Below are 13,949 nucleotides of genomic sequence, written 5' to 3'. Positions count from 1 at the left end.
AAAAGGCACCGATTCCCCTCGGTGCCTTTTTTGTTTATCCCGCTTTTTGCGCTTCAGCCATGATGGTATCGCTGGTGAATGAACCATCGTTTTGCAGTTCAAAGTACGCCTTTACCTCCGCGGATGCACTCTCCTGATACAGCCTGATCGCCTGACTTAATGCTTCCGGGGTGCGCATACGCGCTATCCACGAGCTAAACTCCAGCGGCAAACGGTCTGTGATTAACGAGCGTGTAATCAGTCCCGCTTCCGTGATAAGCGATAACCACTCTCCGCTGGCGTAGTTTTGCACATGCGAGGTGTCGCGCAGCGCTTCCACCGTTTGCAGCCAGATATTGCGCACCGGATGCCCAGGTGACATCACATCCATAATGATGAATGTGCCGCCCGGCTTCAGAACGCGTTTGACCTCTCGTAATGCCTGGCCGACATCATGCCAGTGGTGCGCGGAATAACGGCTGATAACCACCTCAAACGACGCATCATCAAACGGTAAGGATTCGGCATAGCCCTGGCGCGTATTGATGTTGTTCAGCCCCTTCGCTTTCGCCGCTTCAGCAACCACCTCCAGCATCTGGCTGGATAAGTCATATGCGGTAACCTGCGCCACCTGCTGCGCAGCCGTGAAGCTGGCATGCCCTGCCCCGCAGCCTAAATCCAGCACGTGCGCCTGCGGAAATGCCGACAGGCGCTCACCGAGACGCACCAGATCGCGACCGGAAGCGTGAACGGCGCTGCTCAGATAGGCACTTGCCTGAGAACCAAACTGTCTTTCTACGTTGTCATGATGGGAGTGTGTTGTTGTCATCGTACTGTCCTTTGTGAGTGAAAAATAAAGGGCAGCACCCGCGCAGGCCTGCCCCACGGCAGACCTGACACACCATTATTTATCAGGTTTGCCGGGACTGAATTCGACTAGTAGAGGGTTATGATCCGAGGCGCGCGTCACCAGAACAGAGGCATCGTGCACGCTCAAACCACGATAGAAGACGAAATCGAGAGGACGACCAAAGGCTTTTTTACGCTGGTCGTCGCTAAAACGAACTTCACGCAGCGACATTTCGCGCGCGAAGCGATACAGCGCATTCATGCGCGGACGGCTCCAGGCATTGAAATCACCGGCCATAATGATGGGCCCGCTGTGATGCGCTATCTGATCGCCAATGGGAAGTAACTGCTTACTGTAGACATCCACGCCCAGGCTGAAATTTACCGCATGGATATTCACAACCATCAGCATTCGGGTATCCGGCAGCGGATAGACCGTCACCAGCGCCGATTTCGCCAGACGCAGGATAGGTTCGCGTTCGCGCAGCGGACAGCAATAGACGGGATGTGCTGCAGAAAGCGTCATCACGCCTGAGGGATGTTGCGGCAGGACAAATGCAGGCACCTGGTCGGCGGCAAGATAGTTCGTGGTGGCAAACCGTACCAGCTCCGGGGTGGTTTGCGCCTCCTGGAGCAGAACCAGATGGGCATCTTTTCCAAAATTCTTGAGCACCGATAACCATTCGGCACGCTGCTGCTTAAAGATATTCCATACCAGTACGCGGATTTTCTCATCGCTACTTAACGGCGTGCCGGCGGGTAATGCCTGGCTTATGCTCGCAAATGACCCCGGAGGCAAGATCCTCTCCGCGGGCATTCCGGCAACATAACGCATGGCATAGGTATTTTTTCGCACTTTTGGAAACAGCCTCTGTAACATGAACCAGCCCGGAAAACGGACTGGTTCTAATGTTATAGGGACTTTAGGTCACACTTTCAACGCAATTTCTGAGAAACCGCTTTCCAGTTTTGTAAGCAAGCGCTTACTTATATTAACCCAGCGCGACGCGAGCAGGTTTATCAAGGCGCCCGCTCAGGCCAATCAGCAGGAAGGCCACCAGGACAATCACCGCTCCAATCCACGGGGTCTGGGTTAATCCGAAGTGTTCGACGGTTTGCCCACCAACGATGGAGCCCAGCGCGATACCAATATTAAAAGCGGCAATATTCAGGCCGGAAGCCACATCCACTGCATTAGGCGTATAAAGCTCGGCTTTCTGGACAACGTAAACCTGAAGCCCGGGCACATTGCCAAAGGCGAAGATCCCCATGACCAGTACCGTGACCAGCGCGGCGTAGTGTATCGAAGCGGTGAACTGGAAAATCATCAGCAGAACAACCAGCGCGGCGAAGATAAATTTCAGTGCTGGTACCGCGCCATGCTTATCTGCAAGCTTGCCGCCCCAGATATTACCAATGGCAACGGAAATACCGTATCCCAGCAAAATCCAGCTTACGGCATTGGGGGAGAAGCCAGCCAGATCCTGCATCATCGGCGCCAGGAAGGTGAAAGCGGTAAATACGCCGCCATAACCCAATGCAGTTACCGCGTAGATGATCAGCAAACGCGGATGCGTAAGCACCTTCAGCTGATCGCGCAGGCTGGCGCTCGCCCGGCCTGGAATATTCGACGGCACCAGCAGCAGGCTGGTCACCAGGGCGATGACCCCCAGTAAGGAGACGGCCAGGAACGTTTCGCGCCAGCCGAAGTGTTGTCCGATGAACGTTCCCAGCGGTACGCCCGTAACGAGTGCAACGGTCAGTCCACCAAACATGATCGCAATGGCGGAGGCCGCTTTCTCTTTGGGTACCAGGCTGGTTGCAATAGTGGAACCAATCGAGAAGAACACCCCGTGCGCAAGGCCGGTCAACAGACGGGCAATCACCAGCGTGGTGTAGTCCGGTGCCTGCCAGGCCAGAATGTTGCCGGCGGTGAATAGCACCATCAGCGCGACTAACAGCTGCTTACGCGGAAAACGCCCGGTCAGTGCCGTCAGCACTGGTGCCCCGACGGCGACGCCCAGGGCGTAGATAGACACCAACAGTCCGGCAGAGGGTAACGAGATCGCAAGCTGGTTAGCAATAGTGGGAACCAGCCCCACGATAACAAATTCGGTCGTGCCAATTGCAAAGGCACTGATCGTCAGGGCAAGTAGCGCCAGTGGCATAAAATACTCCGTATCATCAGGATTAAGATGACAGGCAGTATGCGCCAGTGCTTAAATAACAAAAATGGTCAAAATCTCAATAGAATTTTGCAGGTGGTGCAACAATGAAAGCAACATCGGAAGAGCTGACAATCTTTGTCGCCGTCGTTGAAAGCGGCAGCTTTAGCCGCGCGGCCGAACAGCTGGGACAGGCTAACTCAGCCATCAGCCGTTCGGTAAAAAAACTGGAGATGAAGCTTGGAGTGAGTCTGCTCAACCGAACGACGCGACAGCTGAGCCTGACGGAAGAAGGAGAGCGTTATTTTCGCCGCGTGCAGTCGGTACTGCAGGAGATGGCCGCAGCGGAGACCGAGATAATGGAGACCCGCAGCACGCCGCGCGGATTACTGCGCATTGATGCAGCCACGCCGGTTGTGCTTCACTTTCTGATGCCGCTGATTAAACCTTTCCGCGAACGCTATCCGGAGATGACGCTTTCTCTCGTCTCCTCAGAGACGTTCATTAACCTCATCGAGCGTAAAGTGGATGTGGCTATTCGGGCGGGAACGCTGACCGATTCAAGCTTGCGTGCCCGCCCTCTGTTTGCCAGCTACCGTAAAATTATCGCGTCGCCACAGTATATTGCTGAACATGGTAAACCGGAGACGGTTGAAGAACTGAAGCAGCATCTGTGCCTGGGCTTTACGGAGCCGGTATCGCTGAACACCTGGCCTGTCGCCTGTCATGATGGTCAACTTCATGAAATTACGAGCGGATTGTCATCTAACAGCGGGGAAACGCTGAAGCAGCTGTGCCTTGAAGGAAATGGTATCGCCTGCTTGTCAGACTATATGATTGATAAGGAGATTGCCCGGGGTGAGCTGGTGGAATTGATGGCCGATAAACGCCTGCCGGTCGAAATGCCTTTTAGCGCGGTGTATTACAGTGACAGAGCGGTGAGTACGCGCATTCGTGCCTTTATTGATTTTATGAGTGAACATATAAAAACAGCTCCCGGAGGAGCTGTGTGAGGGTTCAGGTTACAGAGGGCGGGTCAAACTTAATCCCAGTCAGGAGCTAAACCTTCCGGGCTGACCAGGCGATCGTTGCATTCCAGGGCTGCGATCGCTTTTTTATCGTCAGCATCCAGGTGAAGATCCGTTGCTAACAGGTTGCTCGCCAGGTTTTCACGTTTAGTTGAAGATGGGATCACGGCATAACCTTCACCCATTGCCCATGCCAGAATGACCTGCGCGGCAGTCGCGCTATGTTTCTCAGCGATACGCGTAATCACTTCATCTTTCAGCGCCTTACCATAGGCCAGCGTCATGTATGAGGTGATGTGGATCCCGTGCTGTTTTGCCCAGTCCACGACTTTACGATTTTGCAGGTACGGAGACAGCTCAATCTGGTTGGTCGCAATATTTTCTGCGCCAACAGCAGCAATAGCTTTTTCCATCAGCGGGATCGTGAAGTTGGAGATCCCAATTTCGCGGGTTAATCCCTGCTTTTTCGCTTCCAGCAATGCCTGCATGAATTCTTCCACGGAGACGGCATCATTCGGTGATGGCCAGTGGATCAGCGTCAAATCTACATAGTCAGTACGCAGTTTTTTCAGGCTTTCTTTCAGGCTTGGGATCAGCTTGTCTTTGCTGAGATTCTCAATCCAGATTTTCGTGGTGATGAACAGCTCATTACGCGGTACACCACTCTCTTCGAGAGCTTGTCCTACGGCAGCTTCGTTTTCATAGATCTGCGCCGTATCAACCGCGCGATAGCCCAGTTCGAGTGCGGTTTTAACTGATGCAATAACAACGTCGTCTTTCAGGCGGAAAGTGCCCAGACCAAATGCGGGGAGAGTCATACTATTCCTCAATCGTTATGTTCGTAAACTGAGGACGATTATCGCTGGCGTTGTTATAGAGAAAAAGATCGCAAAACGCAGAGGATTTTTGCTGATTTCGCAATAATTAAGCGTCAGATAAGAAAAAAGCCCTGAGCTAACGCTCAGGGCTTTTAATAAGTGGCGGAACGGACGGGACTCGAACCCGCGACCCCCTGCGTGACAGGCAGGTATTCTAACCGACTGAACTACCGCTCCACCGAAGACTGCTTGTAACCACCGGATTAATGCACCGGCTTACTACTTAATTTGATGCCTGGCAGTTCCCTACTCTCACATGGGGAGACCCCACACTACCATCGGCGCTACGGCGTTTCACTTCTGAGTTCGGCATGGGGTCAGGTGGGACCACCGCGCTAAAGCCGCCAGGCAAATTCTGTTAAATCTGTATCAGGCTGAAATTGATTGTTCTGTCTCTTCGCCAAAACATCTTCGGCGTTGTAAGGTTAAGCCTCACGGTTCATTAGTATCGGTTAGCTCAACGCATCGCTGCGCTTACACACCCGACCTATCAACGTCATAGTCTTTAACGTTCCTTCAGGAGACTTAAAGTCTCAGGGAGAACTCATCTCGGGGCAAGTTTCGTGCTTAGATGCTTTCAGCACTTATCTTTTCCGCATTTAGCTACCGGGCAGTGCCATTGGCATGACAACCCGAACACCAGTGATGCGTCCACTCCGGTCCTCTCGTACTAGGAGCAGCCCCCCTCAATTCTCCAGCGCCCACGGCAGATAGGGACCGAACTGTCTCACGACGTTCTAAACCCAGCTCGCGTACCACTTTAAATGGCGAACAGCCATACCCTTGGGACCTACTTCAGCCCCAGGATGTGATGAGCCGACATCGAGGTGCCAAACACCGCCGTCGATATGAACTCTTGGGCGGTATCAGCCTGTTATCCCCGGAGTACCTTTTATCCGTTGAGCGATGGCCCTTCCATTCAGAACCACCGGATCACTATGACCTGCTTTCGCACCTGCTCGAGCCGTCACTCTCGCAGTCAAGCTAGCTTATGCCATTGCACTAACCTCCTGATGTCCGACCAGGATTAGCTAACCTTCGTGCTCCTCCGTTACTCTTTGGGAGGAGACCGCCCCAGTCAAACTACCCACCAGACACTGTCCGCAACCCGGATCACGGGTCTACGTTAGAACACCAGCCATTAAAGGGTGGTATTTCAAGGACGGCTCCACGCAGACTGGCGTCCACGCTTCAAAGCCTCCCACCTATCCTACACATCAAGGACCAGTGTTCAGTGTCAAGCTATAGTAAAGGTTCACGGGGTCTTTCCGTCTTGCCGCGGGTACACTGCATCTTCACAGCGAGTTCAATTTCACTGAGTCTCGGGTGGAGACAGCCTGGCCATCATTACGCCATTCGTGCAGGTCGGAACTTACCCGACAAGGAATTTCGCTACCTTAGGACCGTTATAGTTACGGCCGCCGTTTACCGGGGCTTCGATCAAGAGCTTCGCGTTACCGCTAACCCCATCAATTAACCTTCCGGCACCGGGCAGGCGTCACACCGTATACGTCCACTTTCGTGTTTGCACAGTGCTGTGTTTTTAATAAACAGTTGCAGCCAGCTGGTATCTTCGACTGATTTCAGCTCCACCCGCAGGGGCTTCACCTACATATCAGCGTGCCTTCTCCCGAAGTTACGGCACCATTTTGCCTAGTTCCTTCACCCGAGTTCTCTCAAGCGCCTTGGTATTCTCTACCTGACCACCTGTGTCGGTTTGGGGTACGATTTCGTGTTACCTGATGCTTAGAGGCTTTTCCTGGAAGCAGGGCATTTGTTACTTCAGCACCGTAGTGCCTCGTCATCACACCTCAGCGTTAATAAGGTACCGGATTTACCTGGAACCTCCGCCTACATGCTTAAACCGGGACAACCGTCGCCCGGCTAACATAGCCTTCTCCGTCCCCCCTTCGCAGTAACACCAAGTACAGGAATATTAACCTGTTTCCCATCGACTACGCCTTTCGGCCTCGCCTTAGGGGTCGACTCACCCTGCCCCGATTAACGTTGGACAGGAACCCTTGGTCTTCCGGCGAGCGGGCTTTTCACCCGCTTTATCGTTACTTATGTCAGCATTCGCACTTCTGATACCTCCAGCATGCCTCACAGCACACCTTCAACGGCTTACAGAACGCTCCCCTACCCAACAACGCATAAGCGTCGCTGCCGCAGCTTCGGTGCATGGTTTAGCCCCGTTACATCTTCCGCGCAGGCCGACTCGACCAGTGAGCTATTACGCTTTCTTTAAATGATGGCTGCTTCTAAGCCAACATCCTGGCTGTCTGTGCCTTCCCACATCGTTTCCCACTTAACCATGACTTTGGGACCTTAGCTGGCGGTCTGGGTTGTTTCCCTCTTCACGACGGACGTTAGCACCCGCCGTGTGTCTCCCGTGATAACATTCTTCGGTATTCGTAGTTTGCATCGGGTTGGTAAGCCGGGATGGCCCCCTAGCCGAAACAGTGCTCTACCCCCGAAGATGAGTTCACGAGGCGCTACCTAAATAGCTTTCGGGGAGAACCAGCTATCTCCCGGTTTGATTGGCCTTTCACCCCCAGCCACAAGTCATCCGCTAATTTTTCAACATTAGTCGGTTCGGTCCTCCAGTTAGTGTTACCCAACCTTCAACCTGCCCATGGCTAGATCACCGGGTTTCGGGTCTATACCCTGCAACTTAACGCCCAGTTAAGACTCGGTTTCCCTTCGGCTCCCCTATACGGTTAACCTTGCTACAGAATATAAGTCGCTGACCCATTATACAAAAGGTACGCAGTCACACCACGAAGGTGCTCCCACTGCTTGTACGTACACGGTTTCAGGTTCTTTTTCACTCCCCTCGCCGGGGTTCTTTTCGCCTTTCCCTCACGGTACTGGTTCACTATCGGTCAGTCAGGAGTATTTAGCCTTGGAGGATGGTCCCCCCATATTCAGACAGGATACCACGTGTCCCGCCCTACTCTTCGAGTTCACAGCCTGTGTGCTTTCGTGTACGGGACTGTCACCCTGTACCGTGCGACTTTCCAGACGCTTCCACTAACACACAAGCTGATTCAGACTCTGGGCTGCTCCCCGTTCGCTCGCCGCTACTGGGGGAATCTCGGTTGATTTCTTTTCCTCGGGGTACTTAGATGTTTCAGTTCCCCCGGTTCGCCTCGTTAACCTATGTATTCAGTTAACGATAGTGTGACGAATCACACTGGGTTTCCCCATTCGGACATCGCCGGGTCAAAGGTTCATATCACCTCGCCGGCGCTTTTCGCAGATTAGCACGTCCTTCATCGCCTCTGACTGCCAGGGCATCCACCGTGTACGCTTAGTCGCTTAACCTCACAACCCGAAGATGTTTCACTTCTGATTGCGAAAATTTGAGAGACTCGAACACACCATTAAGATGTGTCGTTTCAATTTTCAGCTTGATCCAGATTTTTAAAGAGCAAAACTTCGCAGTGCACCTTTTCAGGTTCACTCTGAAGTTTTCTTGTGTTTGCAGTAAAAGATGGTGGAGCTATGCGGGATCGAACCGCAGACCTCCTGCGTGCAAAGCAGGCGCTCTCCCAGCTGAGCTATAGCCCCATCGTTTTGCAATCTCTGTACCGCTCATCCTTTAAAAGGAGTTTGGTAGGCCTGAGTGGACTTGAACCACCGACCTCACCCTTATCAGGGGTGCGCTCTAACCACCTGAGCTACAAGCCTGCAGAGATTTTTACTGCTGTTTTTCATCAGACAATCTGTGTGAGCACTGCAAAGGCAGGTTCTTTAAGGTAAGGAGGTGATCCAACCGCAGGTTCCCCTACGGTTACCTTGTTACGACTTCACCCCAGTCATGAATCACAAAGTGGTAAGCGCCCTCCCGAAGGTTAAGCTACCTACTTCTTTTGCAACCCACTCCCATGGTGTGACGGGCGGTGTGTACAAGGCCCGGGAACGTATTCACCGTAGCATTCTGATCTACGATTACTAGCGATTCCGACTTCATGGAGTCGAGTTGCAGACTCCAATCCGGACTACGACGCACTTTATGAGGTCCGCTTGCTCTCGCGAGGTCGCTTCTCTTTGTATGCGCCATTGTAGCACGTGTGTAGCCCTACTCGTAAGGGCCATGATGACTTGACGTCATCCCCACCTTCCTCCAGTTTATCACTGGCAGTCTCCTTTGAGTTCCCGGCCTAACCGCTGGCAACAAAGGATAAGGGTTGCGCTCGTTGCGGGACTTAACCCAACATTTCACAACACGAGCTGACGACAGCCATGCAGCACCTGTCTCAGAGTTCCCGAAGGCACCAAAGCATCTCTGCTAAGTTCTCTGGATGTCAAGAGTAGGTAAGGTTCTTCGCGTTGCATCGAATTAAACCACATGCTCCACCGCTTGTGCGGGCCCCCGTCAATTCATTTGAGTTTTAACCTTGCGGCCGTACTCCCCAGGCGGTCGACTTAACGCGTTAGCTCCGGAAGCCACGCCTCAAGGGCACAACCTCCAAGTCGACATCGTTTACGGCGTGGACTACCAGGGTATCTAATCCTGTTTGCTCCCCACGCTTTCGCACCTGAGCGTCAGTCTTTGTCCAGGGGGCCGCCTTCGCCACCGGTATTCCTCCAGATCTCTACGCATTTCACCGCTACACCTGGAATTCTACCCCCCTCTACAAGACTCTAGCCTGCCAGTTTCGAATGCAGTTCCCAGGTTGAGCCCGGGGATTTCACATCCGACTTGACAGACCGCCTGCGTGCGCTTTACGCCCAGTAATTCCGATTAACGCTTGCACCCTCCGTATTACCGCGGCTGCTGGCACGGAGTTAGCCGGTGCTTCTTCTGCGGGTAACGTCAATCGACAAGGTTATTAACCTTATCGCCTTCCTCCCCGCTGAAAGTACTTTACAACCCGAAGGCCTTCTTCATACACGCGGCATGGCTGCATCAGGCTTGCGCCCATTGTGCAATATTCCCCACTGCTGCCTCCCGTAGGAGTCTGGACCGTGTCTCAGTTCCAGTGTGGCTGGTCATCCTCTCAGACCAGCTAGGGATCGTCGCCTAGGTGAGCCATTACCCCACCTACTAGCTAATCCCATCTGGGCACATCTGATGGCAAGAGGCCCGAAGGTCCCCCTCTTTGGTCTTGCGACGTTATGCGGTATTAGCTACCGTTTCCAGTAGTTATCCCCCTCCATCAGGCAGTTTCCCAGACATTACTCACCCGTCCGCCGCTCGCCGGCAAAGTAGCAAGCTACTTTCCGCTGCCGCTCGACTTGCATGTGTTAGGCCTGCCGCCAGCGTTCAATCTGAGCCATGATCAAACTCTTCAATTTAAGTTTGATGCTCGTGAATTAAACTTCGTAATGAATTACGTATGTTCACTCAGAGACTTGGTATTCATTTTTCGTCCGAGGACGTTAAGAATCCATGTCACTTTGAGTGCCCACACAGATTGTCTGATAAATTGTTAAAGAGCAGTGCAACGCGGCTTTTGCTCACCGTTGCGAGGTGGCGTATATTACGCTTTCCTCTTTCAGAGTCAACCCGTTATTGCAGGATTTTTTCTCTTCAACCGACCGGGCTGTTTGTGAAGTGATTCACATCCGCCGTGTCGATGGAGGCGCATTATAGGGGGCCGCCGAGGAATGACAAGCGGAAAAATGCATTTTTATTTCAACCGCTCATCTTTTCACCAGAAAGGCTATTTTTGGTGCTTTTTAATCTCTTTTGGCAGCTCGGCCAGACTATTAATTACCCAATCCGCCGCATTCTCAGCTTCTGGCGTCACTGGCTTGCCGGTGCGCACTAATATTTTGGTCCCTACACCCGCTGCTGCAGCTGCCTGCATATCTTCCAGTTTATCGCCCACCATATAAGAAGCCGCCATATCAATGTGCAGGAACTCCTGCGCAGAGATGAACATTCCCGGATGCGGCTTACGGCAATCACAGGTCTGACGATATTCTTCTACGGTTCCCTGTGGGTGGTGCGGACAATAGTAGATGCCATCGAGATCCACACCGCGGTCGGCCAGCGACCAGTCCATCCATTCCGTCAGCGTTTCGAACTGCGCTTCGGTGAATTTACCGCGTGCAATACCGGACTGGTTCGTCACGACCACCAGCGCATACCCCATCTCTTTCAGCTGGCGCATGGCATCTATTACGCCCTCGATAAACTCGAACTCATCAATCTCATGGACATAACCGTGATCCACATTAATAGTGCCGTCACGATCGAGGAAAATTGCGGGTACTGATTTTGCCACCGGTTTGCTCCTGAAAAAGGCATGTTCGACTAGTATCTCATGAATCGCAGCGCAATAAAGTGCTCATCGTACAGAGTTGGATTGATTTAGACGTCTGGATGCCTTAACATCCGTTTTGTTTACGGTCATCACCCGTATCTGGCAGAAGAAAATGCCACGGCTAACTTACATACGATAAAAATAATCTAATGATTAAACTTTCCAATATCACCAAAGTGTTCCAGCAGGGGAACCGAACCATTCAGGCTCTGAACAATGTCAGCCTGCATGTTCCTGCTGGTCAAATTTATGGCGTCATTGGCGCATCGGGTGCAGGTAAAAGCACGCTGATCCGTTGTGTTAACCTGCTTGAGCGTCCAACCCAGGGCAGCGTAGAAGTTGGCGGTCAGGAACTCACCGCCCTTTCAGAGAAAGAACTCACCAAAGCGCGTCGTCAGATTGGCATGATTTTCCAGCACTTTAACCTGCTGGCTTCCCGCACCGTGTTCGGCAACGTTGCCTTACCGCTTGAGCTGGATAACACGCCGAAAGAAGAAGTGAAGCGTCGCGTCACCGAGCTGCTCGACCTCGTGGGTCTGGGCGATAAACATGATAGCTACCCGGCAAATCTGTCCGGAGGGCAAAAACAACGTGTGGCCATCGCCCGCGCGCTGGCCAGCAATCCTAAGGTACTGCTGTGCGATGAGGCCACCAGCGCACTGGATCCCGCAACCACGCGTTCTATTCTGGAACTGCTGAAAGACATTAATCGTCGTCTGGGCCTGACGATCCTCCTTATTACGCACGAGATGGATGTGGTGAAACGCATCTGCGACTGCGTGGCGGTCATTAGCAACGGTGAACTGATCGAGCAGGACACGGTAAGTGAAGTGTTCTCGCATCCGAAAACCCCGCTGGCGCAGCAGTTCATCCAGTCCACCCTGCATCTGGATATCCCGGAAGACTATCTGGAGCGTTTGAAGACCGAACCCGCTGCTGACAGCGTCCCGATGCTGCGCATGGAGTTCACCGGTCAGTCCGTTGATGCTCCCCTGCTTTCCGAAACCGCGCGTCGCTTTAACGTGAACAACAACATCATCAGCGCGCAGATGGATTACGCCGGTGGCGTGAAGTTCGGCATCATGCTGACAGAAATGCACGGCACACAAGAAGAAACCCAGGCAGCTATTGCCTGGCTGCAAGAACATCACGTAAAAGTAGAGGTACTGGGTTATGTCTGAGCCGATGATGTGGCTGCTGGTTCGCGGCGTTTGGGAAACGCTGGCAATGACCTTTGTCTCTGGCTTCTTTGGTTTTGTGATTGGCCTGCCGGTCGGCGTGTTGCTGTACGTGACGCGTCCGGGTCAAATCATTGAGAACGCGAAGCTGTACCGTACGCTCTCTGCGCTGGTGAACATCTTTCGTTCTATCCCGTTCATTATTTTACTGGTGTGGATGATTCCGTTTACCCGCGTGATCGTCGGAACGTCTATCGGTCTGCAGGCGGCGATCGTTCCGCTGACCGTTGGTGCTGCGCCGTTTATCGCCCGTATGGTGGAGAACGCCCTGCTGGAAATCCCAACCGGTTTGATCGAAGCTTCCCGTGCGATGGGTGCCACGCCGATGCAGATCGTCCGCAAGGTTCTGCTGCCTGAGGCGCTGCCAGGGCTGGTGAATGCGGCAACTATTACGCTTATCACCCTGGTCGGTTATTCCGCGATGGGCGGTGCCGTTGGTGCCGGCGGTTTAGGTCAGATTGGTTACCAGTACGGCTATATTGGATATAACGCTACCGTGATGAATACCGTTCTGGTATTGCTGGTTGTTCTGGTTTACTTAATCCAGTTCTCTGGCGATCGCATCGTCCGGGCTGTTACGCACAAATAACGTTACACACAACACAAACTCTACGAGTTAAGGATAAAACATGGCGTTTAAATTAAAGACCTTCGCAGCAGTAGGCGCGCTGATCGGCTCTCTGGCACTGGTGGGTTGCGGTCAAGACGAAAAGGATCCAAACCACATTAAAGTGGGCGTTATCGTAGGTGCAGAACAGCAGGTTGCGGAAGTTGCTCAGAAAGTGGCAAAAGAGAAGTATGGCCTGGACGTGGAGCTGGTGACCTTCAACGATTACGTTCTGCCGAACGAAGCGCTGAGCAAAGGCGATATCGACGCCAACGCCTTCCAGCATAAGCCATACCTGGATCAGCAGATTAAAGATCGTGGTTATAAACTGGTGGGTGTCGGTAACACCTTCGTTTATCCGATTGCCGGTTACTCTAAGAAAATTAAATCACTGGACGAGCTGCAGCCTGGCTCTCAGGTTGCCGTACCTAACGACCCAACTAACCTTGGTCGTTCCCTGCTGCTGCTGCAGAAAGTGGGCCTGATCAAACTGAAAGACGGTGTTGGCCTGCTGCCAACCGTTCTGGACGTCACCGAGAACCCGAAAAATCTGAAAATCGTTGAACTGGAAGCACCGCAGCTGCCACGTTCTCTGGACGATGCACAGATTGCTCTGGCCGTTATCAACACCACGTACGCCAGCCAGATTGGCCTGACGCCAGCCAAAGACGGTATCTTCGTTGAAGATAAAGACTCCCCGTACGTTAACCTGATCGTGACTCGCGAAGACAACAAGGACGCGGAAAACGTGAAGAAATTCGTTCAGGCCTATCAGTCAGATGAAGTTTACCAGGAAGCCAACAAAGTGTTTAACGGCGGCGCTGTTAAAGGCTGGTAATCTCACCTCAGTGTAATATCATCAGGACGGGCTTATGCCCGTCTTGTCATTTGTGCAGTCAACTGATTCAATATCTGACGTTTTGATTA

9 protein-coding genes, 3 tRNA genes and 3 rRNA genes are annotated in these 13,949 nt (G+C 52.7%); 4 read left to right on the top strand and 11 right to left on the bottom strand.

All coding sequences use genetic code 11. The features are described 5' to 3' along the window. Positions 1–34: 34 nt before the first annotated feature. The 3 genes from ELK40_RS04870 to ELK40_RS04860 form a co-directional block, all read right to left on the bottom strand. Positions 35–808 carry a class I SAM-dependent methyltransferase gene (locus tag ELK40_RS04870; protein ID WP_127729672.1) on the bottom strand — a complete coding sequence of 258 codons (774 nt, stop codon included), beginning with the start codon at positions 806–808 and terminating at the stop codon, positions 35–37. Positions 809–883: 75 nt separating this feature from the next. Beyond that, complete coding sequence (locus ELK40_RS04865; RefSeq protein WP_024909448.1) at positions 884–1,684, bottom strand: endonuclease/exonuclease/phosphatase family protein; 801 nt, start codon at positions 1,682–1,684, stop codon at positions 884–886. Between the two features lie 136 nt (positions 1,685–1,820). After that, a complete protein-coding gene (locus tag ELK40_RS04860; RefSeq protein ID WP_115874285.1) occupies positions 1,821–2,996 on the bottom strand; it encodes an MFS transporter in 1,176 nt (391 codons plus the stop codon). A 104-nt stretch (positions 2,997–3,100) separates the two neighbouring features. Here ELK40_RS04860 and yafC point away from each other — a divergent pair, with 104 nt between their 5' ends. Then, entirely contained in the window at positions 3,101–4,006 is a 906-nt protein-coding gene (gene yafC, locus ELK40_RS04855) for a DNA-binding transcriptional regulator YafC (protein ID WP_115874284.1), read from the top strand. Between the two features lie 29 nt (positions 4,007–4,035). On the opposite strand, the gene dkgB is transcribed toward yafC, so the two are convergent. The 8 genes from dkgB to gmhB form a co-directional block, all read right to left on the bottom strand. Beyond that, the gene (dkgB, locus tag ELK40_RS04850) at positions 4,036–4,839 is read right to left on the bottom strand and encodes a 2,5-didehydrogluconate reductase DkgB (protein WP_115874283.1); all 804 of its coding nucleotides are present in this window, start codon (positions 4,837–4,839) and stop codon (positions 4,036–4,038) included. Between the two features lie 160 nt (positions 4,840–4,999). Beyond that, a tRNA-Asp gene (locus tag ELK40_RS04845) sits at positions 5,000–5,076 on the bottom strand. A 56-nt stretch (positions 5,077–5,132) separates the two neighbouring features. Next, positions 5,133–5,248: ribosomal RNA gene (gene rrf / locus ELK40_RS04840) — 5S ribosomal RNA — on the bottom strand. Between the two features lie 72 nt (positions 5,249–5,320). Next, positions 5,321–8,226: ribosomal RNA gene (locus ELK40_RS04835) — 23S ribosomal RNA — on the bottom strand. Positions 8,227–8,396: 170 nt separating this feature from the next. Further along, a tRNA-Ala gene (locus ELK40_RS04830) sits at positions 8,397–8,472 on the bottom strand. Between the two features lie 43 nt (positions 8,473–8,515). Then, a tRNA-Ile gene (locus ELK40_RS04825) sits at positions 8,516–8,592 on the bottom strand. A 69-nt stretch (positions 8,593–8,661) separates the two neighbouring features. Further along, positions 8,662–10,203 (bottom strand): 16S ribosomal RNA (locus ELK40_RS04820). Together the 16S, 23S and 5S rRNA genes with 3 tRNA genes alongside form the textbook arrangement of a ribosomal RNA operon. Positions 10,204–10,571: 368 nt before the next feature. Then, positions 10,572–11,138, bottom strand: a complete 567-nt coding sequence (gene gmhB / locus ELK40_RS04815; protein WP_045907848.1) for a D-glycero-beta-D-manno-heptose 1,7-bisphosphate 7-phosphatase — start codon at positions 11,136–11,138, stop codon at positions 10,572–10,574. A gap of 188 nt (positions 11,139–11,326) precedes the next feature. Between gmhB and metN the strand changes: the two genes are divergently transcribed. From metN to metQ, 3 genes are read left to right on the top strand one after another with little or no spacing between them, the layout of a single operon-like run. Beyond that, positions 11,327–12,358 (top strand): methionine ABC transporter ATP-binding protein MetN, encoded by a 1,032-nt coding sequence (gene metN / locus ELK40_RS04810; RefSeq protein ID WP_023310475.1) that lies wholly within the window; start codon positions 11,327–11,329, stop codon positions 12,356–12,358. Then, entirely contained in the window at positions 12,351–13,004 is a 654-nt protein-coding gene (locus ELK40_RS04805) for a methionine ABC transporter permease MetI (RefSeq protein ID WP_003856130.1), read from the top strand. Before metN ends, ELK40_RS04805 begins: the two co-directional genes overlap by 8 nt. A 40-nt stretch (positions 13,005–13,044) precedes the next feature. Next, complete coding sequence (gene metQ / locus ELK40_RS04800) at positions 13,045–13,860, top strand: methionine ABC transporter substrate-binding lipoprotein MetQ (RefSeq protein WP_014168729.1); 816 nt, start codon at positions 13,045–13,047, stop codon at positions 13,858–13,860. Positions 13,861–13,949: the final 89 nt, after the last annotated feature.

It is taken from the genome of Enterobacter sp. N18-03635, from assembly GCF_004006055.1.
Lineage (GTDB): Bacteria > Pseudomonadota > Gammaproteobacteria > Enterobacterales > Enterobacteriaceae > Enterobacter > Enterobacter vonholyi.
Note: the sequence above shows the minus strand (reverse complement) of the source record. Positions and strands in the feature narration are given on the sequence as shown.

Excerpts from the sequence above, each read along its gene's own strand:
- ELK40_RS04870 (WP_127729672.1), bottom strand. The coding sequence starts at position 808 with ATGACAACAACACACTCCCATCATGACAACGTAGAAAGACAGTTTGGT.
- yafC (WP_115874284.1), top strand. The coding sequence starts at position 3,101 with ATGAAAGCAACATCGGAAGAGCTGACAATCTTTGTCGCCGTCGTTGAA.
- metQ (WP_014168729.1), top strand. The coding sequence starts at position 13,045 with ATGGCGTTTAAATTAAAGACCTTCGCAGCAGTAGGCGCGCTGATCGGC.
- dkgB (WP_115874283.1), bottom strand. The coding sequence starts at position 4,839 with ATGACTCTCCCCGCATTTGGTCTGGGCACTTTCCGCCTGAAAGACGAC.
- metN (WP_023310475.1), top strand. The coding sequence starts at position 11,327 with ATGATTAAACTTTCCAATATCACCAAAGTGTTCCAGCAGGGGAACCGA.
- ELK40_RS04805 (WP_003856130.1), top strand. The coding sequence starts at position 12,351 with ATGTCTGAGCCGATGATGTGGCTGCTGGTTCGCGGCGTTTGGGAAACG.
- ELK40_RS04860 (WP_115874285.1), bottom strand. The coding sequence starts at position 2,996 with ATGCCACTGGCGCTACTTGCCCTGACGATCAGTGCCTTTGCAATTGGC.